This is a genomic window from Streptomyces sp. NPDC002476 (genome assembly GCF_042889785.1).
In the GTDB taxonomy this organism is placed as follows: Bacteria; Actinomycetota; Actinomycetes; order Streptomycetales; family Streptomycetaceae; genus Streptomyces.
Map to the genome: position 1 here is coordinate 288,885 of NZ_JBIARH010000003.1, position 26,430 is coordinate 315,314.

Here is a 26,430-nt window from a genome sequence, read left to right on the forward strand (position 1 = left end):
ACCGTCCCCGTCTCCGTTGCTCACGCCGGCCCGGGTCCCGCGCCGCGCTGTTTGTAGAGGCTGATGCTGACCGTACGGTCGTCGGCCACCGAGGAGTCGACCTTCCCGGCCAGCGCGGAGAGCACCGTCCAGGCGAAGGTGTCGCGCTCCGGTGCCCGCCCGTCCGTGGTCGGTGCGGACACCGTCACCTCCAGGGAATCCTCGATGAGCCGGAAGACGCAGCTGAGGACGGAGCCCGGCACGGCCTGCTGGAGCAGGATCGCGCAGGCCTCGTCGACCGCGATGCGAAGATCCTCGATCTCGTCGAGCGTGAAGTCCAAGCGCGCCGCGAGACCGGCCGTGGCCGTACGCAGCACCGACAGGTAGGCACCCGCAGCGGGCAGCCGGACCTCTACGAAGTCCTGATTCCCGGGCTCGCCTGCGATCTGGGACACCCTCACCTCCAAGGTGGCACAAACTCTTCCGAGGATCCGGGAAGGGCACCCCGGAGCCATGTGGTACGTCTTCGGTTCTGGTCCGGCGACGCTATCGCGATCCATGATGCCGTGTCGCCGAACCCCCGGGGTCCGGCGACGGATCAGGCTCGAACAGGACCCAGCCCATGGTTGTCACTCATGGTAAGTCAATGACCACACACGGTGCCTAGGGGTCTGCGGCGATCAATTACGGACAACCGGCGCCGTTTTGACGTACCCGGGCCTCAGACGATCGAACCGTCGGCATAGCACCAGCGCCAGCTCTCGCCCGGCTCGAAACTCCGCATCACCGGATGACCGGTCTCCTCGAAGTGCCCCGTGGCATGCCGCAGCGGGGACGAGTCGCAGCAGCCGACATGGCCGCAGACCAGACACAGCCGCAGATGCACGGGTTGCGTGCCCGCCGCGACGCACTCCGGGCAGGTCCCGCTCAGAGGCTCCGGCTCGGGGTGCGGCAGCGCGAGCACGTGCGAGCAGTCACTCATGATGGTCAGGTTACGACGGATGCGAGGACCGTGGACATGGATGTACTGCCTCTGGTGGCGCTGGTCGCGGCGAGTGCCGCCGTCGCGGGGGCGGCCCGCCGCACCCCCGTGCCGGCGCCCCTGCTCCTGGTGACGGTGGGGCTGATCGCCTCGTACGTGCCGGGGGTTCCCTCGTACACCCTGGACGCGGACATCGTGCTGCCGCTGATGCTGCCGCCCCTGCTCTACACGGCGGCCGTCGACAGCTCGTACCTCGATCTGCGGGCCAACATGCGGCCGGTCGCGCTGCTCTCCGTCGGTTACGTCCTCTTCGCGACCGTGGCGGTCGGCTGGCTGGCCTACCTCGTGGTGCCCGGCCTGCCGCTCACCGCCGCGCTGGTGCTCGGCGCGGTCGTCGCCCCGCCGGACGCGGTCACCGCCGCCGCGATCGCCCGGCGGGTCGGGCTGCCGGGCCGGGTCACGACGATCCTCCAGGGCGAGTCCCTGGTGAACGACGCCACCGCGATCACCGCGTACAAGGTGGCCCTGGCCGCCGCCGTCGGCGAGGGCATGAGCTGGGGCTCCGGGATCGGTGAGTTCCTGGTGGCCGCGGTCGGCGGGGTCGTCGTCGGCCTGGCACTGATGGTGCCGCTGCACTGGCTCCGTACCCACCTCGGGGAAGCCCTGCTGCAGAACACGCTGTCGCTGCTGATCCCCTTCGTGGCGTACGCGGTGGCCGAGCGCGTGCACGCCTCGGGGGTGCTCGCCGTGGTCGTCGTCGCGCTCTACCTGGGCCACCGCGCCTGGCAGGTCGACTTCGCGACCCGGCTTCAGGAGGAGGCCGTATGGAAGATGGTCGCGTTCGTCCTGGAGTCGGCGGTCTTCGCGCTGATCGGGCTCCAACTGCCCTTCGTGCTCAGGGGGCTCGGCGCGTACGCCGTGGCGGACGCGCTCTGGTACGCGGTGGCGGTGTTCGCGGCCGTCGTCGTGGTCCGCTACGTCTGGGTCTTCCCGGCCGCGTTCGTGCCCCGATGGCTGTCGAAACGGATCCGCGAGCGCGAACCGGACACCGACTGGAAGGCGCCGACGATCGTCGGCTGGGCCGGGATGCGCGGGGTCGTCTCGCTCGCCATCGCGTTCTCCATCCCCCTGCTCACGACCGCCGGGCAGGCGTTCCCGGCCCGGAACCTGGTGCTGTTCCTGACCTTCACCACCGTCATCGGCACCCTGGTCGTCCAGGGGCTCACCCTGCCGCTGCTGGTGCGCGCGCTGAGACTCCCGGGCCGGGACGCGACTGCCGAGACCCTGGCCGAGGCCCAGGCGCAGAGCGAGGCGTCCGCCGCTGCCGAGGCCCGGCTGGACACCCTGCTCACCGACCCCCGCAACGCACTCCCGGAGCCGCTCACCGACCGCCTGCGCGCCGTCCTGGAACGGCGCCGCAACGCCGTGTGGGAACGGCTGGGCGCCGCCAACCCGGTGACCGGGGAGTCTGCGGACGACACCTACCGGCGGCTGGCCGGGGAGACGCTGGAAGCCGAGCGCGAGGTCTTCGTACGGCTCAGGGACGAGCGGCGGATCGACGACGAGATGCTCCGCACCCTGCTCAGACGGCTCGACCTGGAGGAGGCGGCGGCCTACCGGGAGGAGCCGGGCACGGCGTGAGCGCGCGGGGCGGGCACGGCGTGAGCGCGCGGCGCGGGCGTGGTGGGAGGAGATCCGGGCGGGCGTGGTGGGAGGAGATCCGGGCGGGTGTGGTGGGAGGAGATCCGGGCGGGTGTGGCGGGGGAGATCCGGGCGGGTGTGGCGGGGGAGATCCGGGCGGGTGTGGCGGGGGAGATCCGGGCGGGTGTGGCGGGGGAGATCCGCGCGGGCGCGATCGGCCCACCCCGATCCGCAGCGAACAGCGATCGGCCCACCCCGATCCACGGCGTGACAGCGCCCGGACCTCAGGGGCGGCCCGTGACGACGGCCACGACCGTCGCCCCCGCCGGGAACGCGCCCTCCTCGGCCAGCGCGGTGAGCCCGAACAGCAGCTTGGCGACGTAGAGCCGTTCGACGGGCAGTGCGTGCCGCTGCTCGAAGTCGTCCGCGAACGCGTGCAGCTCCGGGGCCGTACGGCCGTAGCCGCCGAAGTGGAAGCGCTCGTCCAGGGACCACGTCCCCTCGGGCCCGCCGAACGCCTCCCGTTGCAGCTCCCGCACCGCCTCGCCGAGGAAGCCGCCGCGCAGCACCGGGACGCCGAGCGCCCGCTGCCCCGGCGCCAGACCGGCGGCGAGACCGGCGAGGGTGCCCCCGGTGCCGCAGGCCACCGCGACCACATCGGCCCGCCCGCGCAGCTCGCGCCCCAGCTCGGTGCAGCCCCGCACGGCCAGGGCGTTGCTGCCGCCCTCGGGGACGACGAAGCACTCGCCGGGGTCGCTCTCCCCGAGAGCGCCCAGCAGCCCGGCCAGCACCTCGGGGTCGGCCTTGGCGCGGTAGGTCGCGCGGTCCACGAAGCGCAGGGTCATCCCGTCCGCGGCGCACCGGGCGAGCGAGGGGTTGAGGGGGCGGCCGGCCAGTTCGTCGCCGCGCACCACCCCGATGGTGCGGAAGCCGAGCAGCCGTCCGGCGGCGGCGGTGGCCCGCAGGTGGTTGGAGTACGCCCCGCCGAACGTGAGGACGGTGCGCCCGGCGGCGGCCCGCAGGCTGGGGGCGAGCTTGCGCCATTTGTTGCCCGGCAGATCCGGGTGGATCAGATCGTCCCGCTTGAGCAGCAGCCGTACGCCCCGGCGGGCGAAGCGGTCGTCGTGGACCTCCTCCAGCGGGGAAGGCAGCCGGGGCCGCAGGAGCGCTTCGGGGTCCGGGGGACGGTTCACCCGTCCATTTGACCAGGCCCGGGCCGGGGGCCGCCGTCGTGGGGCGGGCGCACGCCCCGCCGCCGGCCCCTCAGGGGCCGCGTCGGCGGGGCGTCCGGGGCCGGCCGTGTTCAGCCCTGGGCGAGCCAGAGGTCGGGGCCGAACACCTCGTAGTGGATGTCGGCGGCCGGGACCCCCTTGGCCAGCAACTGGGTGCGCACGGCGCGCATGAAGGGCAGCGGGCCGCACAGGTAGGCGTGGGTGCCGGGCGCGATCGTGAAGTCGCCCAGATCCACCAGACCGGTGCGGTCGGCGCTGTGGCCGGACTCCGGGTGCTCGTACCAGAAGTGCGTGGCGGCGTCGGGGAGCTTGTCGGCGAGCGTCACGTGGTCGTTGCGCAGCGCGTGGTCGCCGGGGGAGCGGTCGCCGTGCACGACGGTGACCGGGGCGCGGTGGCCGGTCGCGGCCAGGTGCTCCAGCATCGACAGCATGGGGGTGCAGCCGATTCCGGCCGAGGCGAGCAGCAGCGGGGCGTCGGCGTCGTCCAGTACGAGGTCGCCGTACGGGGCGGAGACCCGCAGCCGGTCGCCGGCCACGACCTTCGCGTGCAGATGACAGGAGACCTCGCCGTCCGGGGAGCCGCCCCCGTGCACCCGCTTCACGGTGATCGAGCGCAGCGCCGACCCAGGGGCGCTGGAGAGGCTGTACTGGCGTATCTGCCGTGCCCCGTCGGGGAGTTCCACCTGAACGGAGACGTACTGGCCGGGGCGGAAGGCGGGCGCGGGCTCCCCGTCGGCCGGGCGGAGGCGGAAGGTCGCGACATCGGGAGTCTCCTCGGTCCGGCCGACCACCTCCCACTCGCGCCACACGTCACCGGCGGCCACGCCCTGCTCCGCGTACAGCCGCGCCTCGCGGGAGATCAGCGCGTTCGCCATCAGCCAGTAGACCTCGTCCCAGGCGGCGGCGACCTCGGGAGTGACCGCGTCGCCGAGCACCTCGGCGATCGCGGCGAACAGGTGCCTGTGCACGATGTCGTACTGGTCGGCGGTGACCCCGAGCGAGGCGTGCTTGTGGGCTATCCGGCCGAGCATCACGTCGGGGCGGGTGTCCGGGTGTGCGACCAGGTGGGTCGCGAAGGCGGCTATGGAGCCCGCGAGGGCCTGGCGCTGGGCGCCGGACGCCTGGTTGCCGCGGTTGAAGAGGTCGCGCAGCAGCTCCGGGTGGGCGGTGAACATCTTGCGGTAGAAGAGGTCGGCGATGTCCCCGATGGCCGCTCCCACGGCGGGGAGGGTGGCGCGGACGGTGGCGGTCGACGTCTCGGACAGCATCGATGACTCCTTGGTCTCTTCGGTCCCGATGGGAATCGGAATTGGTATTTCAGATTCGTATTTTTGGGCAGCGTGTATCCGGGCAGGTGGTGCCCAGAGTTCTCGGGGTGCGGGACGGGGGTTGTGTGCGGGCACGCGGTGGCGGCCCGGGCCGGTTCAGTCGGGGGCCGGCCGGATGCCGCTGATGCCGATCAGTACGGGCCCGGTGGGCGAGGCGACGAGCTGGTCCACGGTGATCGGGTCGAGCGAGGCGTAGAAGGCCTCCTCCGCCTGGCGCAGGGCTCCGCGCAGCCGGCAGGCCGAGCGCAGGGGGCACGGGGTGGCGCCCTCGCACTCCACGACGTCGCCCGGGCCCTCCAGCTTCCGGACGATTCCGCCGATCGAGGCGGAGCGGCCGGCCCCGGTGAGGCTGAGCCCGCCGCCGCGGCCCCGGCGCGCCTCGACGAGACCGAGGTGCTGGAGCCTGGCGACGACCTTCGCGGTGTGGGTGTACGGCACCTGCATGGTCGCCGCCACTTCCCGGGTGGTCGGCGGATCCTCGTTCTCGACGACCGCGAGGCGCATCAGCACGCGAAGCGCCACGTCGGTGAATTTCGTCAGCCGCATGACCGCCACGGTAGATAAGTTGCATCCGGGGTGCAACTTAAGAGTGCCCGTCGGCGCCCACCGGGACCGACGGGCGTCGTGCCCAGTCCAAACCCCAATTAGTCACACTCTTTTGTGTAATGGTGCGCCGCCCTCGGGTGCTGGAAGGCTTCTTCGCGCTGGTCAGCCGATCATTCGAGAGTCATTCGAGAGGACGACAGATGTCCGTTGGTGAAGAGGTTCGGCACGTGACGTTGCCGGCGCAGCAGAGTCTGGGCACGGCGGCGGCGCGGAACCTCGCGACGACCACCAAGTCCGCCCCGCAGATGCAGGAGATCACCTCGCGGTGGCTGCTGAAGATGCTGCCGTGGGTGCAGGTGCAGGGCGGCACCTACCGGGTGAACCGGAGGCTGAGCTACTCGGTGGGGGACGGCCGGGTGACCTTCGTGCAGACCGGTGACCGGGTCGCGGTCATCCCCGCCGAACTCGGAGAGCTCCCCGCGCTCCGCGACTTCGACGACGAGGAAGTGCTCGGTGAACTGGCCCGGCGGTGCGAGCAGCAGGACATCGCCGCGGGGCAGGTGCTGGCCACCGCCGGGGACCGGGCGGATCGCGTCCACCTGCTGGCGCACGGCAAGGTCGAGAAGATCGGCACCGGTCAGTACGGCGGCGAGACGGTGCTCGGGGTCCACGCCGACGGGGCCTACTTCGGTGACCGCTCCCTGGTCGACGGCGAGGCCGTCTGGGAGTACACGGCCCGTGCGCTCACCGCGTGCACGGTACTGACGCTGAGCCGCGCGGACGTCCTGAACCTCGCCGAGCGCGCCGATTCGCTCCGCGCGCATCTCACCGGACTGCTCGGCGTCCCGCAGCAGCGCACCAACAAGTACGGCGAGGCGGCGATCGACCTCTCCGCCGGCCATGTCGGCGAGGCCGTGATCCCGCACACGTACGTGGACTACGAGGTCTTGCCGCGCGAGTACGAACTGAGCGTCGCGCAGACCGTGTTGAAGGTCCACAGCAGGGTCGCCGACCTCTACAACCAGCCGATGAACCAGACCGAGCAGCAGTTGCGGCTGACGGTCGAGGCGCTGCGCGAGCGCCAGGAGCACGAGCTGGTCAACAACCGCGAGTTCGGCCTGCTCCACAACTGCGACTACGGGCAGCGGATCCAGCCGCACGACGGCGTGCCCGGCCCGGACGACATGGACGAACTGCTCTCGCGCCGCCGCGGCTCGAAGCTGTTCCTGGCCCACCCGCGGGCCATCGCGGCGTTCGGTCGCGAATGCAACAAGCGCGGTCTGGTGCCCGAGAGCGTGGACGTCGGCGGACACCACGTACCGGCCTGGCGGGGCGTGCCCATCTTCCCGTGCAACAAGATTCCGATCACCGACGCCCGGACCACGTCGATCATCTGCATGAGGACGGGCGAGGCGGAGCAGGGCGTCGTCGGGCTCCAGCAGTCCGGCATCCCCGACGAGATCGAGCCCAGCCTGTCGGTCCGCTTCATGGGCATCGACGAGCAGGCCATCATCTCCTACCTGGTGACGGCCTACTACTCGGCGGCCGTCCTCGTGCCGGACGCGCTCGGCGTCCTGGAGAACGTCGAGGTCAGCCGCTGGCGGTAGCCGCTCGGGGGCCGGGCGGCGGAGCCGGGCCCCGGACAACCTCCGCCCCGGGCCGTCGGGCCCGGGGCGGCATCGGGAGGACGACGCCTCAGTGAAGACGCACCACGCAATCCCCTCACCCACCCCCCGGACCCCGGACGACGACCGTCCGGCCCCTCTCATGAGCCTGGACGGCGCGGCTCCGGCGGTGTCCGTGGCCCCGCGCGGCGGCGGTCCGGTCGCTTCCGCGGTCTCCGGCGGCGGTCCGGTCGTTTCGGCCGCACCGGTTCCGGAGCCCGCTGCTGTGATGCCGGGCCCGGAGGCCGCGGCTCTCCTGGAACGGACCAGGACGCTCGTCGATCCCCGACTGCGCGCCGCCATCGACTCCTTGCCCGGATCGATCCGTCGTGTCGCTATGTACCACTTCGGCTGGCTGGGGGCCGACGGCACCCCTTCCGGCGGGGCGGCGGGCAAGGCGATCAGGCCCGCGCTCGTGCTCGCCGCCGCCCGGGCGCTGGGCGGCGACCCGCGGCGTGCGGTCCGGGCGGCCGTCGCCGTGGAACTGGTCCACAACTTCACCCTGCTGCACGACGACGTGATCGACGAGGACCGGACGCGCCGTCACCGCCCCACCGCCTGGACGGTGTTCGGCATCCCGGCCGCGATCATCACCGGTGACGCGATGCTCGCCCTCGCCCAGCGGTTGCTCGCGGAGGACGACGGTCCGGTGGCGGCCCGTGCCGCGGCGAGGCTGTCGACCTGCGTCGTCGAACTCTGCGCCGGGCAACAGGCCGACTGCTCCTTCGAGGACCGCGGGCCGGACGAGGTCTCGCTGGACGAGTGCCTGACCATGGCCACGGCCAAGACCGGCGCCCTGCTCGGCTGCGCGTGCGCGCTGGGGGCGCTGTACGCGGGTGCCGGGGAGCGGGCCGTCGGCGCGATGGACGGATTCGGCAGGGAGACGGGCCTCGCCTTCCAGCTGATCGACGACCTGATCGGGATCTGGGGAGATCCGGAGCGCACCGGGAAGCCCGTGGGGGCGGATCTGGCCGCCCACAAGAAATCCCTGCCGGTGGTCGCCGCGCTGACGTCCGGCACGCCCGCCGCGGCCGAACTCGCCGCGCTCTACCGGGGATCCATGAACACACCCGCGGAGGTGGACCGTGCGGCCGACGCCATCGAACGGGCCGGCGGCCGGGACTGGGCCCAGGTGTGCGCGGCGGATCGGATGGCACGCGCGCTCCACCACCTCTCGCGCGCGGTGCCCGATCCGGACCGGGGCGGTGACCTCCTGACCCTGGCGGAATTCGTCACCCGCCGTACGCACTGAGGGCAGCGGGAACGGCAGGGGCGCCGAGGTCACGGGGCCCGCGGGACGGAGCGGAGGGTGACGGGGCGACTGTCATGGGCACGGGCTACAGTCCTGCATCGCCTGCGCCTTCTCGGACTACCTTCCGGCCTCCGGCCGGGGCCTGTCCGGCGGGCTCGCCTGCTTCCGTCGTGTCAAGGACGCCTACCGCGAGGCGGCCGACGAGGGGGCCGTCCGGGAGCTGTGGGACCGGCGGACGGGGCTCGTCCAGGAGATCTGGAGCTGTCGCGAGTACGAGCCCCGGCCGGAGCAGGGCGCGGGTACCGGGCACCGGGGCGCGTTCCCCCTGGAACTGGCCTGATCCGGCGCCGTTCCGAACCGCGACCGACTGTCCTGAACTGGTCTGAAACGGGCTGGAAGAGCCCGGCCGCCGTGACTTCTCGGTAAGAGGTCGCGCGGATAGGTGGGTCGGCGTCGCGGGGCGATGGGCGGCGCCCGGCGGCGTTGTCGTCGGTCGACGACTCCCCCATGGCCCGAAAGGCGTGGGAGGGGCCCCCTTCGCGTCACCTCCCTCCTCCGCCTTGCCCGGCTTGCCCCTCGCCCCGCTCCTTCCCCCGCCCCACCTACGCGCGCGACCTCTAAATCGACCGGCCCTCGGCGCTCCGCTCCCCGGCCGTGCCGGGCGGCCCGGGCGCGACCGGGCGGAGCGCCTCCGTTCCGCCGTGCCGTACCGGTGCCGCCCGGTGCCGTATCGGCTTCCCCCGGCGCCCCGCTGCCCCGCCACCCCGTGGGCCGGGGGCGCCCCGCCTCACGCCACCGTACGAACCGCAAGGGCCGCGACCGGCCGCGACCGACGGTACGGGCTCCGCGGCGAGGCCCGGTCGAGACGTTCCTCCGCCCCTCGGGCTTCCTCCCCGCCACTCCATTGTTCTACTATCATGCGAACAATGGAGGTTTTCATGAAGCGTAAGAACCTGGGCGGCGCGGTCGTCGTCGCGTTGCCGTTCCTGCTGGCGCTCGTGGTCGAGCTGGTGCTCTTCGTCGTCCTCCGGGACCGGATTCCCGAGCAGATCGCCGGTCACTTCCGCCCCGACGGCCGGGCGGACCGGTACATGGGACGGGAGTGGCACGTGGTGGGCGGCTCCGTGCTGTTCGCGACGACGGGCGTGCTGTGGACCCTGACGTTCGTGCGGGGGAAGTTCTACGGGCGGGCCCACCACCTGGTGGTCGCCGCCGGTTACGCCTTCGCCGGGTTCCTGGGCTGGCTGATGGCCGCCACGCTGCTGGCCAGTGTGGACGCCGGTGCGAACGCGCAGGGGGAGGCGCAGGGTGTGTCGTTCCCGATGTGGCAGCTCGTGGCGGCCCTGGCGGTCGCCGCGGTCGCCGGTGGGCTGGGGCTGGCGGCGGCGACGCTCCTGCCCGTGCCGGAGCCCCCGGGGACGGTGCGGGCGCAGGACGGCCCGCGGATCACGCTCGCCGACGGGGAGGTCGCAGGATGGGCCCGCAGCGCGGGGAGCTGGTGGACGCCGCTGCTCGCGTTCGCGCTCGTGGCCGGCGGGGTCGTACTGCTGCTCACCTCGGGCTGGCCGGCCGCGATTCCGCCGCTGGTCCTCGGCGTGCTGCTGATCGTCTTCGCCCGGCCGTACGTCGTGGTCGACCGGCGCGGCATCACGATCTCGGGCATGCTGCCCTGGCCGCGGCTGAGGGTGCCGCTCGACCGGATCGAGTCCGCCGTCAGCCGGGACATCAACCCCCTCGCGGAGTACGGTGGATGGGGCTATCGCATCCGGCCCGCGCGCAGTGGGCTCATGGTCCGCTCGGGCGAGGGCGTCGTGGCGACCCTGGCCGGGGGCCGGGAGTTCGCGGTGACCGTCGACGACTCGACGACCGCCGCCGCGCTCCTCGACGCTCTGATCGACCAGCGACGGGCGGAACGCTGACCATGCTCTTCAGGGTCGATCCCACGTCCACCGTGCCACTCGGCGACCAGATCGCCGCCTCCGTCCGCCGGGCGGTCGCCGACGGCACGGTGACCTCGGGCGAGCGACTGCCCGCCGCCCGGGTCCTCGCCGAGTCCCTCGGGGTCAACGTCCATACCGTACTGCGTGGTTACCAGCAGCTTCGCGAGGAAGGGCTGATCGAACTGCGCCGGGGGCGCGGCGCGGTCGTCACCGGCGGCGTCTCCCCGCACCGTGCCCGGCTGCTGGAGCGGGTACGCGAAGTGGTTTCCGACGCACGCGAGTTGGGTCTGACGGAGGACGAACTGCTCGCCCTGGTCCGTGGCGCGCTCAACCAGCCGTAGGGCGGCCGTCCGTGCCGGGCCCGCGTGCGCCCGGCTCTCCCGCGACCGTACCGCCGTCCGGCCGACGGCGGGAGCGGGCCACCCCGTCCTACGGGATGGCCCCGCTCGTCGCCGGTCAGCCGGACCGGCCGTCCGGGCCGTCCGTCCGGTCCGGGCCGTCCGTCCGGTCCGGGCCGTCCGTCAGGAGGACTGGCGCGCCAGGGCTGCCGCGAAGCCGAACTGCCACAGCGAGTTGACCTGGCTGCGCTCGGTCGCGTTGGGGTAGGCGTTGGTGCAGGACGTGCCGGGCCCGCCGCCGGACATCAGCTCACTGCACGGACCGGAGTAGTGGTCCGGGAGCCCGAGCACGTGACCTGTCTCGTGCGCGGTCACACGGGTCGAGTTGTACTGCTGGTTCTGCGCGTAGTCGAGGAAGATGTATCCGTTCCCGTGTCCGTCGGTGCTGGCGTACGAGCCGCGCGAGTCGTTGCCCTCGTAGTACCTGAAGTCGGGGTTCGAGCCCTCCTGGAGCCGCACGTTGGACACCGAGCTGTTCCATATCTGCGCACTGCTGGCTATCTGGGTGCGGAAGCTCGGCGCGCTCGCCGTGCTGTAGACGATCGTGACTGCCTGGGCGCCCGGGTTCGCGGCCCGCTTCTCGGCGACGGACTTGACGACCGCCTCGAAGAACGCCTTGTTGGCCGCGGCGTCCTCGTGCGAACCGGCCTGCGCGGTGTAGCCGGCCTGGGCCGCCGGTGCGGCGGGGGCGGGAGCGGGGGAGGAGGCGATGGCGGGTGCGGTGCCCAGCGCGGCCGCGAGCCCGAAGCCGAGGCCGACCACGGCCGACATGACGGTCCTGGGGTGTCTCATGGGGGTCTCCTACCGGTTACCGATGTGAGGGACCGTCCGATGAACGGAATCGGACGGGAGCGGTACGGAGAGAGTGTCGGGGAGCGGAAGCCCCGGCGGATGATGTCAACCGGCGATAGTCCCGCCCTATCACCGGATCCGGCACCGACCCCGGCCGTATGGTCAACTCGCAGTGAATTCACGGACTTTGAAGGGGTTCGGGCATCTGGTGCGACGGCTGCCCGCCGCCCTACGCTCGACGGCATGGAGCTTGAGGTGAGACACCTCAGGGCGCTGTGCGCCATAGCGGACGCGGGCAGCCTGCACCAAGCCGCCCGCAGGCTGGGCGTGAGCCAGCCCTCCCTGACCACCCAGCTGCGGCGGATCGAGAAGACCCTCGGCGCCGAACTGTTCTGCCGCGAACGGACCGGCTGCCGCCCTACGTTGCTCGGCCGCGCGGTGCTCAGCCGGGCCCGCCCCCTGGTCGACGGCATGACCGCCCTGGTCAGCGACGCGAAGGCGGAGGCCGACGCGGTTCGGGCGTCCGGCTCCCGGCTGCGTATCGGAAGCACCGCGAGCCGGGTCATCGGCGGCTGGCTGCGCAGGCTGCGGCTCCGGCTGCCCGACACGGACATCTCGCTGCGCGTCGACGTGTCGGCCGGCGCCCTGCTGCGCACGGTCGATGCCGGCGGGCTCGACGTCGCGTTCGTGCACGAGGTCGAGGGCTGCCCGCTGACCGTCCCCGAGGGGCTGACACAACGCGTGCTCCTGGACCGCGAACCGCAGTTCGTCTGCATGGCCCGGGACCATCCCGCCGCCGCCCGGCCCGTCGTCGACCTCGGGGATCTGGCCGCGGACCGCTGGATGGTCGACCCCACGGTGGACGGCGAGTGGGACGGGCTGCGCCGGGTGCTCGACGAGGCCGGGCTCGCACCGACCGTCCTGCACGGCGACTACCTCACCGCCGCGTCCCTGGTCGTGCTCGGCGAGGCGGTCGCCCCGTGCCAGCCCACGTCCGGACCGCGCGACGACATGGCCATCCGCCCCCTGCGCGACGACCCCCTCGCCGTACGGCTGCTGCTGGTGTCCCGGCCGGGCGCCGACATGGGGGCGGTGTACGCGGAGCTGGAGGCGGCCTACCGTGAGGCTGCCCACCGGGCGGCCGGGTACCGCCAGTGGCTGCTGCGCAACCGCAGCCCGCTCGTCGCCTCACCGTGAACGACGGCTGCCCGGCCCGGGCGTGAGCCCGCACCCGTCACGCGCGGGCGTACCACCGGTGGCCCGTGGTGGCCTTACGGACCGTCACCGGCGGATGCGCCGTCGGTGACCCGTGGCGGGCGTACGGACCGTCACCCGCGGGCGTGCCACCGGTCACTCGTACAGGGGCTCGCCACCACCCGCGTGCACGCTCGCCACGCCTTCGGCGGCTCGCGTGTGTCCGTCGTGCCCCGCACGGACGTGTGCGGACCCGGCTCGCATCTGCCTCTACTCGCCCATATTCATAGGGGCTCTGAACGCGCGCTGATCCACCATGGATCACGGGACAGCCCTTAGCGTTGGCCCATGGCCGAACTGCTGCTGCACCTCACCGAAGGCCCCTTGTGGGAGGCGGCCCGCGGGATCGGGACGTACGAGATGTCCACCCGCGGCCGCACCCTGCACGAAGAGGGATTCATCCACTGCTCGCTGCCGCACCAGCTCGACGGAGTGGCCGAGATGCTGTACGGCGCCGGGAGCCGGGCCGGGGCCAGTGACCAGGACCTGGTGGTCCTCGTCATCGACCCGGACCGGCTGCCGGTCCCCGTACGGTACGAACCCGCCGTGCCCGGCGGCGAGGACTTCCCGCACATCTACGGACCGGTCCCGGTGGACGCCGTCGTGGAGGTGCGCCCCTGGCCGCGCGAGGGAGGCGAGCACGCGTGAATCCCTCGGACCGCGCCGCCCGCACCGTCTCCGCCGGCCCCTCGGCCTCAGGCGGCCCATCCGCCCCGCCCGTCGTCGCCGTCACGGGCGCGAGCGGTGCCGTCGGCGGACGTGTCGCACGACGCCTCGCGCGTGCCGGAGTCCCCGTACGGCTGCTCAGCCGCGACCTGTCCCGGCTGCCCGAACTGCCCGGAGCCGTGGCCGCGCCGCCCGCCTCCTACGGGGACGGCGAGGCCATGCGCCTCGCCCTCGCCGGGGCGCACACCCTCTTCCTCGTCTCCGCGCGCGAGAGCCCCGACCGGGTCCGCGAGCACATGACGGCCGTGGACGCGGCGGTGGCCGTCGGCGTCGAACGGATCGTGTACGTCTCCTTCCTCGGCGCCTCGCCGGACGCCACGTTCACGTTCGCCCGGGACCACTGGCACACCGAGGCGCATATCCGGGTCGCCGACATCCGCCACACCTTCCTGCGCGACAGCCTGTACCTCGCCGCGCTCCCCGCGATGACCGGCCCCGACGGCGTCCTGCGCGGTCCGGGCGGCGACGGCAGGGTGGCGGCGGTGGCGCACGAGGACATCGCGGACGCCGCGACCGCCGTCCTCCTCGCCGACACCGAGAGCGACGCGACCCGCCACGACGGGGCCACCTACGACCTCACCGGCCCCGAGGCGTTCACCCTCGCCGAGGCCGCCGAACAGCTCGGCCGGGCCACCGGCCGGACCATCACCTACGTCCCGGAGACCCGTGAGGAGGCGTACGCCTCGCGGGCGCGGTACGGCGCCGAGGACTGGGAGGTGACCGGCTGGGTGACGTCGTACGAGGCCATCGCGGCCGGCGAGATGTCCGCGGTCTCGGACGCGGTGCCGGCCCTCACCGGTCACCCGGCGACGGACCTGGCGACCTATCTGCGCGAACATCCGGACAGCTACCGGCACTTGCTGGTGCCGGACTGATCGCGACGCGCCGGAGCCGGAACGGGGCGGAGGGCCACGAGACGCTGCGTACGGAAGCGCCGTGGGGCCCCGGGGCCCCACGGCCGTACGCGCGCGACGTCCGGTGCCGCCCCGGGCCCGGCGAGCCGTGGCGCGTTCAGCTGATGCGTCGACGGCGCGGAGGGCTCGGGCGCCTGTGGCCGGCGGGTCCGGGCCCGCGGATCGACACGCCCTTGTCGGCTCCGTCGTCGGGCCCGTTCCCCCGCCGCGCCTCAGCCCGCGTCGTGCGCCTTCCGCAGCGCGGCGATGTCCAGCTTCTTCATGGTCATCATCGCCGCGGTGGTCCGCGCGGCCCGCGCGGCGTCCTGATCGGCGAGCAGATCGGTCAGCAGGTCGGGGGTGACCTGCCAGGAGACGCCGTAACGGTCTTTCAGCCAGCCGCAGGGCCCCTCTTCGCCCCCATCGGTGAGCCGGCTCCAGTAGTAGTCCACCTCGTCCTGGTCCGCGCAGCCGATCTGGAACGAGACGGCCTCGTTGAACGTGAACTCCGGTCCGCCGTTCACCCCGATGAACCTCTGGCCGTTGATCTCGAACTCGACGGTCATGACCGACCCGGCGGGTCCGGGCCCGGCTTCCGTGTACCGCACCGTCCTGCCGCGACGGGAGTTCCCGAACACCGAGAGGTAGTACTCCGCCGCCTCCTCGGCCTGCCCGTCGAACCACAGACACGTGGTGAAGCCCTCGGTGGTCATCCCTGTCTCCTGTCGTGAGCGCATACCCGCCGGATGCGCATGTCCACTCATATCGACCGATCCCGCCCAGGGGACTTGTCGGTCGCGCACTGGAGGCATCGGAAATCACGTCGGCACGGTCATCATCACCGGCAACGCGTTCGAGAAGGCGGTCAACGCGCCGAGCGCCCCGTCGAGCGCTGGTCACATCTTCCGTTCTTCGCCCAGGTGTTCGCCGTGACCGAACGGGTCGCACCGCTCCTGCCGGGATGTCCGGGGCGGGCTTCGGCGGTCCATGAGCCGTGCCTCATCGCCGAACCGAGGCGACGCCGAATCCCCGCGCCGCCCGATGGCGACGCGGTGCCTCCCGACGTTGATCGAGAAGGTACCGGCTGTCCGAACCGCGTTCACAATCGGGGTGACAAGTAGGCCGGTTCGGGTCTTGCGGACGGGGCCGACCGCACCTGTGCGGGGAACGATAAGGCGTCGAGCAGGAGTTGGGATGGTGTTCCCAAGTGTCTGGGGCGGCCGCTCAGGTGGTCGGGGGTCGTTTCCGGTTGGCCTGGGCAGGAGTTGACTCGAAGTCAGGTGCCATCGAGTCGCATCGATGAGCGGCCTTGTTCTGCGCCGCACGGCGGACTCCGCGGCCGACCGTTGCACACCGGGTCCTGGACGTCGGTCCCGGCGAGACCGTCCTCGCTGCTGCGACGTGGCCCCGGCATGCCAGCGGGGAGGATGAAGGGGTTCGAGGCGCGGAGGAACTACGCTCGCCGCGCACTCCAGGCGGAGGAGGACGAGGCGGCCGAGCGCGAGGGGCGCAAGTCCGTCGCGCTGCCGCACGTGGTGACCCACGACGTGCGGCACTTCCGCGCCCCGCCCTCGTCGCCCGCGGTGCGAGCGTCGAGCAGGTCCGGCCGGTCCTCGGGCATGCGTCCGCCGTCATCAGGCTGCGGATCCGCGCCCACCCGCGGCCTGGCGAAGAAGACCGCACCCGGGCCGTCGTGGACGCCGTGCTCGGCGGCCCGCGGACCGGGTGCGGTCAGGAGGACCCGGCGACCGAGGAAGTCGCGGGTCAAAGGATATGACCGAAGGTCAGGCCTTCTTGGTCTCCCAGAAGATCTTGTCGATCTCGGCGATGTAGTCCAGCGCCTTCTGGCCCGTCGCCGGGTCCGTGGACGCCTTCGCGGCCGACAGGGCCTTCAGGGCGTCGTTGACCAGCTGGTGCAGCTGCGGGTACTTCTCGAAGTGCGGGGGCTTGAAGTAGTCGCTCCACAGCACCGAGATGTGGTGCTTGGCAAGCTCGGCGCGCTGCTCCTTGATGACCGTGGCACGGGCCCGGAAGTGCGGGTCCTCGTTGGCCTGGTACTTCTCCTGGACGGCCTTGACGGACTCCGCCTCGATGCGGGCCTGGGCCGGGTCGTACACGCCGCAGGGCAGGTCGCAGTGGGCGCTGACCTTCACCTTGGGGGCAAACAGGCGGGAAAGCATGGAGCTGTCCTTCCTCGTGATCGTCTTCTCAGGTGGGACATTACTCCGTGAGAGACCGGATTTCGTCGGTGGCCCCGGGGGCTTAGGCCAAAAGTCCGGGGTGGGCGTGCGCCCGGTGGCCGAGAGTACGGAACGCTGTAGGGGACGGTGTGGTGGATCCTGGTGCTGGACGGAGCGGGGAGGTGCCGGAGAGATGAGGGAGGTGCCGGAGGTGCCGGACGTGCCTGAGCCGATGCGGGATCGGTCCGGGCGGGGGCCGACGGGACGCGTGCCGTTCCAGGTGGTGGAGGTGACGGGGCCGTCGATGGTGCCCACGCTCCAGCACGGCGACTGGCTGCTCGTGCACTACGGGGCGACGGTGCGCCCCGGGGACGTGGTGATTCTGCGCCACCCGTTCCAGCAGGACCTGCTGATCGTCAAGCGGGCCGTCGAGCGGCGCCGGGGCGGCTGGTGGGTGCTGGCCGACAACACGTTCGCGGGCGGCGACAGCACGGACTACGGGACGGTGCCCGAGGAGTTCGTGCTGGCCCGGGCACGGGTGAGGTACCGGCCGCTGAAGCAGGATCAGCGGACGCTGCGCGGGGTGCTCGCCTGGGCGGTCCGCGCCGTGCGGCCGGTCTCGGCGGCGCGTTCCGTCTCCAGGCGCTTGCGGGCCCGGTAGGCGGCCACGTTGGCGCGGGTCGCGCAGCGGTCCGAGCAGTAGCGGCGGGAACGGTTGGTCGAGGTGTCCAGGTAGGCGTTGCGGCACGGTGCCGACCGGCACAGCCCGAGCCGGTCCGCGCCGTACGAGGTGAGGTGGAACGCGAGCCCCATCGCGGCGATGGCCGCGTACCCGGCCGTCGCGTTCGACGGATGGTCCGCCAGGTGCATGTGCCAGTCCGGCTTGCCGTCCACGTCGCGCACATCGTGCCCGGAGATCTGCGGGCTGACCGGGAATTCCAGCAGCAGGGAGTTCAGCAGGTCGACGGCGAGCGTCTCGTCGCCGCCGTCGGCCGCCTCGAAGACCGCGCGCAGGCGGGCCCGTACGGACCGGAAACGGGTCACGTCCGCGTCGGTGGCGCGCCGGGCCGCCTGCTGGTTGGCGCCGAAGAGTTCCCGGACCGCCTCGGCCGAGGTGAGGGAGTCCTTGCTGCGGGCCGGCTCCTCGGTGTTGACCAGTTTCACGGCGTAGTCCGAGTAATAGGCCAGTTCCACTTGTAGTCCTTACAGGGTCGGTCTAAAGTCTTGCGCGAACGCTGTAACGGGCATTTTCGGTACCAGGGTATTACATGGAGGTATCTCGTGACGGAGACGACCGCGCACACCGACTGGGCGGCCTGGCAGGAGAGCTGGGACCGGCAGCAGGAGTGGTACATGCCCGACCGTGAGGAACGGTTCCGCGTGATGCTGGACATGGTCGAGGCCTTCGTGGGGCCCCGGCCGCGCGTCCTCGACCTCGCATGCGGTACGGGAAGTATTACGGACCGGCTGCTCAAGCGGTTCCCGGAGGCGACCAGTACGGGCGTCGACCTCGACCCCGCGCTGCTCGCCATCGCCCGCGGGTACTTCGACGGCGACGAGCGCGTCACGTTCGTCACCGCCGATCTCAAGGACCCCGACTGGGCCGGGCGGCTGCCGTACGACTCGTACGACGCCGTCCTCACCGCCACCGCCCTGCACTGGCTGCACACCGAGCCGCTCGCCGCGCTCTACCGGCGGATCGGCGGGCTCGTCAGGGAAGGCGGGGTGTTCATGAACGCGGATCACATGATCGATACCGACACGCCCCGGATCAACGCGGCCGAGCGCGCGCACCGGCACGCCGGGATGGACCGGGCCAAGGCCGCGGGAGCCGTGGACTGGGCGGACTGGTGGGCCCTCGCGGCCAAGGACCCGGTGCTCGCCGGGCCGACCGCCGAGCGGTTCAGGATCTACGGCGAGCACGCGGACGGCGACATGCCGTCGGTGCGCTGGCACGCCGACACCCTGCGCGAGGCGGGGTTCGGCGAGGCGCGCGCCGTCTGGGCGTCGCCGTCGGACACCCTGGTGCTCGCCGTCAAGTGAGGCGGGCGGTGCCGGTGGCGCGGGCGGTGCCGGTGGCGCGGGCGGTGCGGCCGTCGCGGCTTCGTCCGTGCTGACATGAGGGAGGGCGGTACGGGCCAGGCCGGGCCCGTACCGCCCTCCCTTCGGTGTTCCGGCCGGTCAGAGCACCTTCGACAGGAACGACTTCGTCCGCTCGTGCCGCGGCCTGGTCAGGACCTCGCGCGGGTGGCCCGACTCGACCACCACGCCGTCGTCCATGAAGACCAGCGCGTCGCCCACCTCGCGGGCGAAGCCCATCTCGTGGGTGACGACGACCATCGTCATGCCGTCCTCCGCGAGCGAGCGCATGACGTCCAGGACGTCGCCCACCAGTTCCGGGTCGAGCGCCGACGTCGGCTCGTCGAAGAGCATCAGCTTCGGCTCCATGGCCAGGGCGCGGGCGATGGCCACCCGCTGCTGCTGGCCGCCGGACAGCTGGGAGGGGTAGTTCTTCGCCTTGTCGGCCAGGCCCACGCGGTCCAGCAGCCGCTGGGCGCGGGCCCGCGCCACGGCCTTCGCCTCGCGCTTGACCTGGACCGGGGCCTCCATGACGTTCTCGATCGCCGTCATGTGCGGGAAGAGGTTGAAGCGCTGGAAGACCATCCCGATGTCCCGGCGCTTCAGGGCGACCTCGCTGTCCCTCAGCTCGTAGAGCTTGTCCCTCTTCTGGCGGTAGCCGACCAGATCGCCGTCGACGTACAGCCGTCCGGCGTTGATCTTCTCCAGGTGGTTGATGCACCGCAGGAAGGTCGACTTGCCGGAACCCGACGGGCCGATCAGACAGAAGACCTCGCGCGGGGCGACCTCCAGGTCGATGCCCTTGAGGATGTGCGCGGCGCCGAAGGACTTGTGGACGCCCTCGGCCTTCACCATGGCCGTGGCCTTCATGCCACGCCTCCCTTCGGGCGGCCCAGGGACAGCAGGACGGCCCTGACCTTCTGCAACGGGGTGGGCGGCAGGCTGCGGGTCGAGCCGCGGGCGTAGTGCCGCTCCAGGTAGAACTGGCCGACGCTCAGCACCGAGGTCATGATCAGGTACCAGGCCGCGGCCAGGAAGTACATCTCGACCGGGGCGCCGGACGACTGGCCGATGTCCTGCGCGAACTTGAACAGTTCGTAGAACTGCACGGCCGCCACCAGTGACGTCGTCTTGAGCATGTTGATCACTTCGTTGCCCGTCGGCGGCACGATCACCCGCATCGCCTGCGGGATCACGACACGGCGCAGGGTCTTGCCGTGGCTCATGCCCAGCGCGTGCGACGCCTCCGTCTGGCCCTCGTCGACCGAGAGGAGGCCCGCACGGCAGATCTCCGCCATGTACGCGGCCTCGTTGAGACCCAGGCCGAGCAGCGCCGTCAGCAGCGGCGTCATGAAGCTCGACCAGTAGTCCTTGTAGATCGGCATGAGGTCGATGTACTCGAAGACCAGGCCCAGGTTGAACCAGACGAACAGCTGGACCAGGACCGGGGTGCCGCGGAAGAACCAGATGTAGAACCAGGCGATCGACGAGGTCACCGGGTTCTTCGACAGCCGCATGACGGCCAGCAGGACACCGCCGACGATGCCGATCACCATCGACAGGGCGGTCAGCAGCAGGGTCTTGCCGACGCCCGTCATGATGCGGTCGTCGAAGAAGTACTCCGGTACCGCGCCCCAGTTGATCCGGCCCTGGCCGAAGGCGTGGACGATCGCGACGAGCCCCGCGATGGCGACGACGGCGGAGACGTACCGGCCGTAGTGCCGGACCGGAATGGCCTTGATCGACTGCGGAGCGGCCGACGAGGCGGGGGGCACGGGTGGCCGGTCGGCCGGATCCGTCTTCTTGATGTCAGTCACGGAAGAAACCTTTCAGCGCCGAATCGGTCAGGATCCGCCGTTCACCTCGGCCTTGGTCACCGCACCGGCCTCCACGCCCCACTTGGCCAGGATCCGGCCGTACTCGCCGTTCTTGATGATCGCGTCCAGGGCCGCCTGGATCGCCTTGGTCAGCTGGTCGTTGCCCTTGGCGACGGCGATGCCGTACGGCGCCGCCTCGACCTGCTCGCCGACAACCTGGAAGTCCTTGCCGCCGCCCGAGGTCTTCACGGCGTACGCGGCCACCGGGAAGTCGGACGAGCCGGCGTCGGCGCCGCCGCTGCGCAGCCGGGTCTGGGCCTCCAGGTCGTTGTCGAAGGTCTCCATCGCGATCGTCTTCCCGTCCGGGCACTTCTTCGCCTCGGACTTGGCGAGTTCGTGCGAGACGGTGCCGCGCTGCACGGCGATCTTCTTGCCGCACAGGTCCGCCCAGGTCTTGATGGACTGGTCGTCGCCCTTCCTGGTGTAGATCGAGACCCCGGCGGTGAAGTAGTCGACGAAGTCGACGCCCTCCCCGACCTTCTTCCCGGTCTCGGAGTCGACGCCGTTCTGGCGGTCCTTGGTGTCGGTCATCGACGACATCGCCGCGTCGTAGCGCTTGGAGCGCAGCCCCGTGAGCAGCGTGTCGAACGTGCCGTTCTCGAACTGGAACGTCACGCCGAGTTCCTTGCCGAGCGCGGCGGCGATGTCGGGGTCGATGCCGACCGTCCTGCCCGACTTGTCCTTGAACTCGACCGGCGGATACGCGATGTCCGAACCGACCCTGACGACACCCTTGGCCTTGATCTCCGGCGGCAGGAGCGCGGCGGCCGCGGAGTCCGTGCCGCCGGGCCTCGTCGAGCCGGAACTGTTGGATCCGCTCTTGGTCTGGTCGCCGCACGCGGTCAGCAGCATGACTCCGGCGAGCGCGATGGTGCCGACCGCCGCCATTCGGGACTTCGTGGCCGTACGGCCAAAGGTGCTTGCGGTCATGATCGGAATCCTCCAGCGGATGAAGGGGGCATTGCCGAGCGATGAACGACACCTGTTCTCAGGTGTCGTCGCTCTGAATAGTGAGGGCATCTTGCCACTCTGACCAGTGCTTTTAGTGGCCCGAGCATGTCAAAATCAGATAACGGGCGATCCCCGGATCTCGTCGCTCCGGACCTTCGGGGCCGGACCTTCCCCGAAGTCTCCCCTCGCGGGCCGGAGGATCTCCGGCGTGTCCGGACCAGTGGATGTCGTGTGTCGATCGGCTGAGTTTGTCCTGGTTTTCGACTATGAGTCGTGTCACCGCGTGGTCATGAACTCGTCCGTAATGCGGTCCGTCCGGTAAGAAAGACCTTTACACCCCTCATCCGGGGCTCAGGGCGCGTGTGCGGCGCGCCCCGCGCGTATGTATCTCCCCCCTGCCGGGGCGGGCCAACCGCCGGGCGCAGGGTGCGTACGCGGTGCCCGCCCACCCCTCCTCAACCAGGAGTGGCCACCCTCAAACGATGAAAGACTTAAGGGGTCAACACCATGGCAGCGGAGATCGTCAATCCTCGCAGCGACAGCACCACTGACAGCAGTACCGGCAACGGCACCACCGACGAGCCGTTCGATCCGGCCTTCGCCCTGCACCGCGGCGGCAAGATGGCCGTGCGGGCCACCGTTCCCGTCCGCGACAAGGACGACCTCTCCCTCGCGTACACGCCGGGCGTCGCCAAGGTGTGCAGCGCCATCGCGGAGAACCCGGAGCTGGTCCACGACTACACCTGGAAGTCGCAGGTCGTGGCCGTCGTGACGGACGGGACCGCGGTCCTCGGCCTCGGCGACATCGGGCCCGAGGCGTCCCTGCCCGTGATGGAGGGCAAGGCGATCCTCTTCAAGCAGTTCGGCGGGGTCGACGCGGTGCCGATCGCGCTCGCGACCACCGACGCGGACGAGATCGTCGAGACCGTCGTCCGGCTCGCGCCGTCCTTCGGCGGCGTGAACCTGGAGGACATCTCGGCACCGCGCTGCTTCGAGATCGAGCGCAGGCTCCAGGAGCGGCTCGACATCCCGGTCTTCCACGACGACCAGCACGGCACCGCCGTGGTCACCCTCGCGGCGCTGCGCAACGCGGCGAAGCTGTCCGGCCGCGAGCTCGGTGACCTGCGCGCCGTCATCTCCGGCGCCGGTGCGGCCGGGGTCGCCATCGCGAAGTTCCTGCTGGAGGCGGGGCTCGGCGATGTCGCCGTGGCCGACCGCAAGGGCGTCGTCAGCCGGGACCGCGAGGACCTGACGGCCGTCAAGCGGGAGCTGGCCGAGATCACCAACCGGGCCGGGATCTCCGGCACGCTGGAGAACGCGCTGGCCGGCGCGGACGTGTTCATCGGCGTCTCCGGCGGCACGGTGCCCGAGGCGGCCGTCGCGTCGATGGCGCCCGGCGCGTTCGTCTTCGCCATGGCCAACCCGAACCCCGAGGTCCACCCCGACATCGCGCACAAGTACGCCTCCGTCGTGGCGACCGGGCGTTCGGACTACCCGAACCAGATCAACAACGTGCTGGCCTTCCCGGGCATCTTCGCGGGCGCCCTCCAGGTCCGGGCCTCCCGGATCACCGAGGGCATGAAGATCGCCGCCGCGAACGCGCTGGCGGACGTGGTGGGCGACGAGCTCTCGCCCGACTACGTGATCCCGTCGCCGTTCGACGAGCGCGTGGCGCCCGCGGTGACGGCCGCGGTGGCCACCGCGGCCCGCGCGGAGGGCGTCGCCCGGCGCTGAGATCCGGACCGGGGCGTGGCCCGTTCGGGTCCGGTATCGGGACGCGTTCGGGCCGGGCGCCGGGATCCGTTCGGGTCCGGGCCTCGTTCGGCCGGGGCTCGATCCGGGGTCGGGGCCGGGGTCCGATCGAGGGTCCGGCCCCGGCCGAGGTCCGTACAGGGCCGTGGCCCGGTCCCGGACCGTGGTCGCGGTCCCGGACCGTGGTCCGGCACCGAAGGCTGCGTGGGGCGGTGCGGGTGCGGGTGCCCGGATGCGGGGTGCGGCCGAGGCGGGCCCGCTGCCCGTCCGCCCCTTTTCCGTGCTTTCCTGCAGTCCCTCCGGGTTTCCGCGGCTGTGCCGGGCGGCGCGGCGCGCGTCACACCGGCGGCCGGTTACGCCGGCCGCCGCCCCGGCCTATCGTCGGGGCCATGTTCGCCGCCTACGCAGCCCGCATCGACCGCGACCGTCCCCTCGACGGCCTTGAACTGGGTGAACGTCCCGCCCCCGAGGCGCGTCCCGGCTGGACCACTGTCAAGGTGAAGGCCGCCTCGCTCAACCACCACGACCTCTGGTCCCTTCGCGGCGTCGGCCTCGCCGAGGACAAGCTGCCGATGATCCTCGGCTGCGACGCCGCCGGGATCGACGAGGACGGCAACGAGGTCGTCGTGCACTCCGTCATCGGCCAGACCGGGCACGGAGTCGGCCCGAAGGAGCCGCGCTCCATCCTCACCGAGCGCTACCAGGGCACGTTCGCCGAGCAGGTCTCCGTCCCGAGCTGGAACGTGCTGCCCAAGCCGGAGGGTCTGACCTTCGAACAGGCCGCCTGCCTGCCGACCGCCTGGCTCACCGCGTACCGGATGCTGTTCACCAACGCCGGGGTGCGTCCCGGTGATTCGGTTCTCGTCCAGGGCGCGGGCGGCGGTGTCGCCACCGCCGCGATCGTGCTCGGCCGGGCGGCCGGGCTGCGGGTCCACGTCACCAGCCGTGACGCGGCCAAGCGCGAGCGCGCCGTCGCACTCGGCGCGGTCGCGGCGTACGAGCCCGGCGCGCGTTTGCCGGAGCGCGTCGACGCGGTCGTCGAGACCGTCGGCGCCGCCACCTGGTCCCACTCGGTGAAGTCGCTGCGCCCCGGCGGCACGCTGGTGATCTCGGGCGCGACCAGCGGTGACCGGCCCTCGCATGCCGAGTTGACCCGGATCTTCTTCCTGGAGCTGAAGGTCGTCGGCTCGACCATGGGTTCCAAGGACGAGCTGGAGGATCTCCTGGCGTTCTGCGCGACGACCGGCGTGCGGCCCGTCATCGACGAGGTGCTGCCGCTGGACCGGGCCCGCGAGGGGTTCGAACGGATGGCGTCGGGCGATCAGTTCGGAAAAATCGTGCTCACCTGCTCTTGAGGTGTACGGGGCGTCCTGCTCTTATCTGAGCATGCCAAAACTGATACCTGCGGTAACACCGGGACGGGTGGGCTTACGGGGCCGGACGCGGACGGGGCGTGTGCTCGCCTCGACCGTCACCGCCGTCCTCGCCTCGTTCGTGCTCGTGGCGGGGGCGCTCGCCCCCGCCGCCGACGCGCGCCCCGCGCCGCCGGACCGTCCCGGCACCCACCGGCCCGCCGACGTCATCCCCCGCCTCACCGACGACCAGGGGCGTGTTCTCACCCTGCGCGGCTGGAACGTCGCGGACAAGGCGAACAGCGGTGACCAGGCCCTGTCCGCCATCACCGAGAAGCAGTTCCGCGATCTGCGTGCCAGGGGTTTCGGCCTCGCCCGCCTCCTCGTCTTCTGGGACGACCTGGAGCCGCGCAGGGGCCACTACAGCACCGCGTATCTGCGCCGGATCGACCGGATCCTGGACTGGGCGCGGAAGTACGACATCCAGGTGCTCATCGACGCCCACCAGGACGTCTTCGGCCCGGCGTTCGGGAGCCGGGGCATCCCGGCCTGGGCGACCCGCACCGACGGGCTGCCCTTCACCCCGCACCCCGACGACTGGTTCTCCGAGTACTTCGAGCCCGCCGTGCAGCGCGCCTTCACCCACCTCTACGAGGACCCCGACCTCCAGCGCGCCCAGGCGCGCATGTGGCAGGTGCTCGCCGCCCGCTATGCGCACCACCCCGCCGTCATCGGCTACGACCTCATCAACGAGCCGATGGGGGAGATGCGGGAGGGAGAGGATCTGGCGACGGCCGCCCGCCGCATCGAGGCCCGGCAGATCACCCCGATGTACAACAGGCTGGCCCGCGCGATCCGTTCGGTCGATCGGTCCACCTGGCTGTTCGTCGAACCCACCCCCATCGTCGGCGAGGGCGTCCCCACCGGGCTCGGGGCCGTGGCGGACCGACGGACCGTCTACTCACCGCACTTCTACAACGCCGCGATGGAGGCGGGGGGCGACTACGACCCGTCGGCCGGCTGGGTCGAGGCGTACGAGGACGCCGTCACCCGGTATCCGGCGCGGTACCGCGTCCCGATCGTCGTCGGCGAATGGGGCCCGCTCAACAACACGCTCCCGAACATGGGCCGCTTCTACCGGGACGCGATGTCCTCGCTGAGCCGCTACAGCTCCGGCTGGGCCGGGTGGGTGTGGTGCTACGGCGGCGGATACTGCGCCCTGGACGCCTCCGGTGCCTTCGCGAAGAACAAGGAGCGCACCGCCACGCCGTACGCGCCCGCCGTCGCCGGAACCGTCCGCTCCGACACGTACGACGACACCGCCGGCGTCTACCGGCTCGCCTACACGGCCGGCCGGCGCGGCGTCACGGAGATCTCCCTGCCGTCGGCGACCGGGGCGTGGCGGATCTCGGTGACCGGTGACGCCAGGGCGCGCAGGGACGGCGGCCAGGTGCTGGTCCGGGCCCGGCCGGGTTCCCGTGTCACGGTCACGGTGGCCCAGGGCGCGTTTCGAAAGTAGCGTCGTCCGCCCGAAGGGCGGGGCCCGCGGCGTCCGGTGCGGTGCATCGCAAGGCGGAGGGTCGTCCACGTACCGGGCGTACGTGGACGACCC

26 protein-coding genes and 1 pseudogene are annotated in these 26,430 nt (G+C 71.7%); 14 read left to right on the forward strand and 13 right to left on the reverse strand.

Features of this window, described 5'->3' with window-relative positions:
* Nucleotides 1–20 precede the first annotated feature (20 nt).
* Together ACFYXM_RS05135 and ACFYXM_RS05140 are read right to left on the reverse strand one after the other, a co-directional pair.
* Complete coding sequence (locus tag ACFYXM_RS05135) at nt 21–434, reverse strand: anti-sigma regulatory factor (protein WP_073781878.1); 414 nt, start codon at nt 432–434, stop codon at nt 21–23.
* Between the two features lie 266 nt (nt 435–700).
* On the reverse strand, nt 701–961 hold the full coding sequence (locus tag ACFYXM_RS05140; protein ID WP_362019839.1) for a UBP-type zinc finger domain-containing protein: 261 nt from the start codon (nt 959–961) through the stop codon (nt 701–703).
* 36 nt (nt 962–997) lie between these two features.
* Here ACFYXM_RS05140 and ACFYXM_RS05145 point away from each other — a divergent pair, with 36 nt between their 5' ends.
* Nucleotides 998–2,602 (forward strand): Na+/H+ antiporter, encoded by a 1,605-nt coding sequence (locus ACFYXM_RS05145; RefSeq protein ID WP_389286978.1) that lies wholly within the window; start codon nt 998–1,000, stop codon nt 2,600–2,602.
* A 284-nt stretch (nt 2,603–2,886) separates the two neighbouring features.
* Here the strand turns inward: ACFYXM_RS05145 and ACFYXM_RS05150 are convergent, their stop codons facing one another.
* From ACFYXM_RS05150 to ACFYXM_RS05160, 3 genes are all read right to left on the reverse strand, one after another.
* Complete coding sequence (locus ACFYXM_RS05150) at nt 2,887–3,795, reverse strand: 1-aminocyclopropane-1-carboxylate deaminase/D-cysteine desulfhydrase (RefSeq protein ID WP_389286980.1); 909 nt, start codon at nt 3,793–3,795, stop codon at nt 2,887–2,889.
* 110 nt (nt 3,796–3,905) lie between these two features.
* Nucleotides 3,906–5,102 carry a globin domain-containing protein gene (locus tag ACFYXM_RS05155; RefSeq protein WP_389286982.1) on the reverse strand — a complete coding sequence of 399 codons (1,197 nt, stop codon included), beginning with the start codon at nt 5,100–5,102 and terminating at the stop codon, nt 3,906–3,908.
* Between the two features lie 156 nt (nt 5,103–5,258).
* The gene (locus ACFYXM_RS05160) at nt 5,259–5,708 is read right to left on the reverse strand and encodes an RrF2 family transcriptional regulator (protein WP_389286984.1); all 450 of its coding nucleotides are present in this window, start codon (nt 5,706–5,708) and stop codon (nt 5,259–5,261) included.
* 200 nt (nt 5,709–5,908) lie between these two features.
* Here ACFYXM_RS05160 and ACFYXM_RS05165 point away from each other — a divergent pair, with 200 nt between their 5' ends.
* The 5 genes and pseudogenes from ACFYXM_RS05165 to ACFYXM_RS05185 all read left to right on the forward strand — a co-directional run bounded on the left by ACFYXM_RS05165 (nt 5,909) and on the right by ACFYXM_RS05185 (nt 10,905).
* The gene (locus tag ACFYXM_RS05165; RefSeq protein WP_389286986.1) at nt 5,909–7,315 is read left to right on the forward strand and encodes a family 2B encapsulin nanocompartment shell protein; all 1,407 of its coding nucleotides are present in this window, start codon (nt 5,909–5,911) and stop codon (nt 7,313–7,315) included.
* Nucleotides 7,316–7,601: 286 nt separating this feature from the next.
* Nucleotides 7,602–8,624, forward strand: coding sequence for a family 2 encapsulin nanocompartment cargo protein polyprenyl transferase (locus tag ACFYXM_RS05170; RefSeq protein WP_389287182.1), 1,023 nt, complete (start codon nt 7,602–7,604; stop codon nt 8,622–8,624).
* A gap of 76 nt (nt 8,625–8,700) precedes the next feature.
* Nucleotides 8,701–8,964: pseudogene (locus ACFYXM_RS05175) on the forward strand (hypothetical protein); the annotation flags it as partial.
* 598 nt (nt 8,965–9,562) lie between these two features.
* Nucleotides 9,563–10,543 (forward strand): DUF1648 domain-containing protein, encoded by a 981-nt coding sequence (locus ACFYXM_RS05180; protein WP_389286988.1) that lies wholly within the window; start codon nt 9,563–9,565, stop codon nt 10,541–10,543.
* 2 nt (nt 10,544–10,545) lie between these two features.
* Nucleotides 10,546–10,905: a GntR family transcriptional regulator gene (locus ACFYXM_RS05185; protein ID WP_389286990.1), complete on the forward strand. Its 360-nt coding sequence runs from the start codon at nt 10,546–10,548 to the stop codon at nt 10,903–10,905.
* A 180-nt stretch (nt 10,906–11,085) separates the two neighbouring features.
* On the opposite strand, the gene snpA is transcribed toward ACFYXM_RS05185, so the two are convergent.
* Entirely contained in the window at nt 11,086–11,754 is a 669-nt protein-coding gene (gene snpA, locus ACFYXM_RS05190; protein ID WP_389286992.1) for a snapalysin, read from the reverse strand.
* Nucleotides 11,755–11,997: 243 nt separating this feature from the next.
* On the opposite strand from snpA, the gene ACFYXM_RS05195 reads away from it, so the two are divergent.
* The 3 genes from ACFYXM_RS05195 (at nt 11,998) to ACFYXM_RS05205 (ending at nt 14,609) form a co-directional block, all read left to right on the forward strand.
* Nucleotides 11,998–12,951: a LysR family transcriptional regulator gene (locus ACFYXM_RS05195; RefSeq protein ID WP_389286994.1), complete on the forward strand. Its 954-nt coding sequence runs from the start codon at nt 11,998–12,000 to the stop codon at nt 12,949–12,951.
* Between the two features lie 345 nt (nt 12,952–13,296).
* Nucleotides 13,297–13,656, forward strand: coding sequence for a DUF952 domain-containing protein (locus ACFYXM_RS05200; protein ID WP_389286996.1), 360 nt, complete (start codon nt 13,297–13,299; stop codon nt 13,654–13,656).
* Complete coding sequence (locus ACFYXM_RS05205; protein WP_389286998.1) at nt 13,653–14,609, forward strand: NmrA family NAD(P)-binding protein; 957 nt, start codon at nt 13,653–13,655, stop codon at nt 14,607–14,609. The genes ACFYXM_RS05200 and ACFYXM_RS05205 overlap by 4 nt, the downstream gene beginning before the upstream one ends.
* A gap of 251 nt (nt 14,610–14,860) precedes the next feature.
* On the opposite strand, the gene ACFYXM_RS05210 is transcribed toward ACFYXM_RS05205, so the two are convergent.
* The 3 genes from ACFYXM_RS05210 to sodN all read right to left on the reverse strand — a co-directional run bounded on the left by ACFYXM_RS05210 (nt 14,861) and on the right by sodN (nt 16,807).
* The gene (locus ACFYXM_RS05210) at nt 14,861–15,340 is read right to left on the reverse strand and encodes a VOC family protein (RefSeq protein ID WP_389287000.1); all 480 of its coding nucleotides are present in this window, start codon (nt 15,338–15,340) and stop codon (nt 14,861–14,863) included.
* A 740-nt stretch (nt 15,341–16,080) separates the two neighbouring features.
* Nucleotides 16,081–16,395, reverse strand: coding sequence for a hypothetical protein (locus ACFYXM_RS05215; RefSeq protein ID WP_389287002.1), 315 nt, complete (start codon nt 16,393–16,395; stop codon nt 16,081–16,083).
* 16 nt (nt 16,396–16,411) lie between these two features.
* Nucleotides 16,412–16,807: a superoxide dismutase, Ni gene (gene sodN, locus ACFYXM_RS05220; RefSeq protein ID WP_073781898.1), complete on the reverse strand. Its 396-nt coding sequence runs from the start codon at nt 16,805–16,807 to the stop codon at nt 16,412–16,414.
* A gap of 193 nt (nt 16,808–17,000) precedes the next feature.
* Between sodN and sodX the strand changes: the two genes are divergently transcribed.
* Nucleotides 17,001–17,468: a nickel-type superoxide dismutase maturation protease gene (sodX, locus tag ACFYXM_RS05225; RefSeq protein WP_389287004.1), complete on the forward strand. Its 468-nt coding sequence runs from the start codon at nt 17,001–17,003 to the stop codon at nt 17,466–17,468.
* Here sodX and ACFYXM_RS05230 read toward each other — a convergent pair.
* The gene (locus tag ACFYXM_RS05230; protein ID WP_389287005.1) at nt 17,372–18,001 is read right to left on the reverse strand and encodes a CGNR zinc finger domain-containing protein; all 630 of its coding nucleotides are present in this window, start codon (nt 17,999–18,001) and stop codon (nt 17,372–17,374) included. The two genes, sodX and ACFYXM_RS05230, sit on opposite strands and share 97 nt — an antisense overlap.
* 87 nt (nt 18,002–18,088) lie before the next feature.
* Between ACFYXM_RS05230 and ACFYXM_RS05235 the strand changes: the two genes are divergently transcribed.
* Nucleotides 18,089–18,850 (forward strand): class I SAM-dependent methyltransferase, encoded by a 762-nt coding sequence (locus ACFYXM_RS05235; RefSeq protein ID WP_389287007.1) that lies wholly within the window; start codon nt 18,089–18,091, stop codon nt 18,848–18,850.
* Nucleotides 18,851–18,988: 138 nt separating this feature from the next.
* Here the strand turns inward: ACFYXM_RS05235 and ACFYXM_RS05240 are convergent, their stop codons facing one another.
* Genes ACFYXM_RS05240 through ACFYXM_RS05250 form a run of 3 tightly spaced genes read right to left on the reverse strand, consistent with a single transcriptional unit; the run spans nt 18,989 to nt 21,693 of the window.
* Entirely contained in the window at nt 18,989–19,741 is a 753-nt protein-coding gene (locus ACFYXM_RS05240) for an amino acid ABC transporter ATP-binding protein (protein WP_389287184.1), read from the reverse strand.
* Nucleotides 19,742–19,752: 11 nt separating this feature from the next.
* On the reverse strand, nt 19,753–20,703 hold the full coding sequence (locus tag ACFYXM_RS05245; protein ID WP_389287009.1) for an amino acid ABC transporter permease: 951 nt from the start codon (nt 20,701–20,703) through the stop codon (nt 19,753–19,755).
* 27 nt (nt 20,704–20,730) lie between these two features.
* Nucleotides 20,731–21,693 (reverse strand): ABC transporter substrate-binding protein, encoded by a 963-nt coding sequence (locus tag ACFYXM_RS05250; RefSeq protein ID WP_389287011.1) that lies wholly within the window; start codon nt 21,691–21,693, stop codon nt 20,731–20,733.
* Between the two features lie 528 nt (nt 21,694–22,221).
* Here ACFYXM_RS05250 and ACFYXM_RS05255 point away from each other — a divergent pair.
* The 3 genes from ACFYXM_RS05255 (at nt 22,222) to ACFYXM_RS05265 (ending at nt 26,337) form a co-directional block, all read left to right on the forward strand.
* On the forward strand, nt 22,222–23,448 hold the full coding sequence (locus ACFYXM_RS05255) for an NADP-dependent malic enzyme (RefSeq protein ID WP_389287013.1): 1,227 nt from the start codon (nt 22,222–22,224) through the stop codon (nt 23,446–23,448).
* Between the two features lie 407 nt (nt 23,449–23,855).
* On the forward strand, nt 23,856–24,821 hold the full coding sequence (locus ACFYXM_RS05260; RefSeq protein ID WP_389287015.1) for a zinc-binding dehydrogenase: 966 nt from the start codon (nt 23,856–23,858) through the stop codon (nt 24,819–24,821).
* A 31-nt stretch (nt 24,822–24,852) separates the two neighbouring features.
* A complete protein-coding gene (locus ACFYXM_RS05265) occupies nt 24,853–26,337 on the forward strand; it encodes a cellulase family glycosylhydrolase (protein WP_389287017.1) in 1,485 nt (494 codons plus the stop codon).
* Nucleotides 26,338–26,430 lie beyond the last annotated feature (93 nt).

Coding starts and splice junctions, on each gene's coding strand:
- ACFYXM_RS05140 (WP_362019839.1), bottom strand. CDS start 961: ATGAGTGACTGCTCGCACGTGCTCGCGCTGCCGCACCCCGAGCCGGAG.
- ACFYXM_RS05145 (WP_389286978.1), top strand. CDS start 998: ATGGATGTACTGCCTCTGGTGGCGCTGGTCGCGGCGAGTGCCGCCGTC.
- ACFYXM_RS05155 (WP_389286982.1), bottom strand. CDS start 5,102: ATGCTGTCCGAGACGTCGACCGCCACCGTCCGCGCCACCCTCCCCGCC.
- ACFYXM_RS05160 (WP_389286984.1), bottom strand. CDS start 5,708: ATGCGGCTGACGAAATTCACCGACGTGGCGCTTCGCGTGCTGATGCGC.
- ACFYXM_RS05165 (WP_389286986.1), top strand. CDS start 5,909: ATGTCCGTTGGTGAAGAGGTTCGGCACGTGACGTTGCCGGCGCAGCAG.
- ACFYXM_RS05170 (WP_389287182.1), top strand. CDS start 7,602: ATGCCGGGCCCGGAGGCCGCGGCTCTCCTGGAACGGACCAGGACGCTC.
- ACFYXM_RS05180 (WP_389286988.1), top strand. CDS start 9,563: ATGAAGCGTAAGAACCTGGGCGGCGCGGTCGTCGTCGCGTTGCCGTTC.
- ACFYXM_RS05185 (WP_389286990.1), top strand. CDS start 10,546: ATGCTCTTCAGGGTCGATCCCACGTCCACCGTGCCACTCGGCGACCAG.
- snpA (WP_389286992.1), bottom strand. CDS start 11,754: ATGAGACACCCCAGGACCGTCATGTCGGCCGTGGTCGGCCTCGGCTTC.
- ACFYXM_RS05195 (WP_389286994.1), top strand. CDS start 11,998: ATGGAGCTTGAGGTGAGACACCTCAGGGCGCTGTGCGCCATAGCGGAC.
- ACFYXM_RS05200 (WP_389286996.1), top strand. CDS start 13,297: ATGGCCGAACTGCTGCTGCACCTCACCGAAGGCCCCTTGTGGGAGGCG.
- ACFYXM_RS05210 (WP_389287000.1), bottom strand. CDS start 15,340: ATGACCACCGAGGGCTTCACCACGTGTCTGTGGTTCGACGGGCAGGCC.
- sodN (WP_073781898.1), bottom strand. CDS start 16,807: ATGCTTTCCCGCCTGTTTGCCCCCAAGGTGAAGGTCAGCGCCCACTGC.
- sodX (WP_389287004.1), top strand. CDS start 17,001: ATGAGGGAGGTGCCGGAGGTGCCGGACGTGCCTGAGCCGATGCGGGAT.
- ACFYXM_RS05240 (WP_389287184.1), bottom strand. CDS start 19,741: ATGGTGAAGGCCGAGGGCGTCCACAAGTCCTTCGGCGCCGCGCACATC.
- ACFYXM_RS05250 (WP_389287011.1), bottom strand. CDS start 21,693: ATGACCGCAAGCACCTTTGGCCGTACGGCCACGAAGTCCCGAATGGCG.
- ACFYXM_RS05255 (WP_389287013.1), top strand. CDS start 22,222: ATGGCAGCGGAGATCGTCAATCCTCGCAGCGACAGCACCACTGACAGC.
- ACFYXM_RS05260 (WP_389287015.1), top strand. CDS start 23,856: ATGTTCGCCGCCTACGCAGCCCGCATCGACCGCGACCGTCCCCTCGAC.
- ACFYXM_RS05265 (WP_389287017.1), top strand. CDS start 24,853: ATGCCAAAACTGATACCTGCGGTAACACCGGGACGGGTGGGCTTACGG.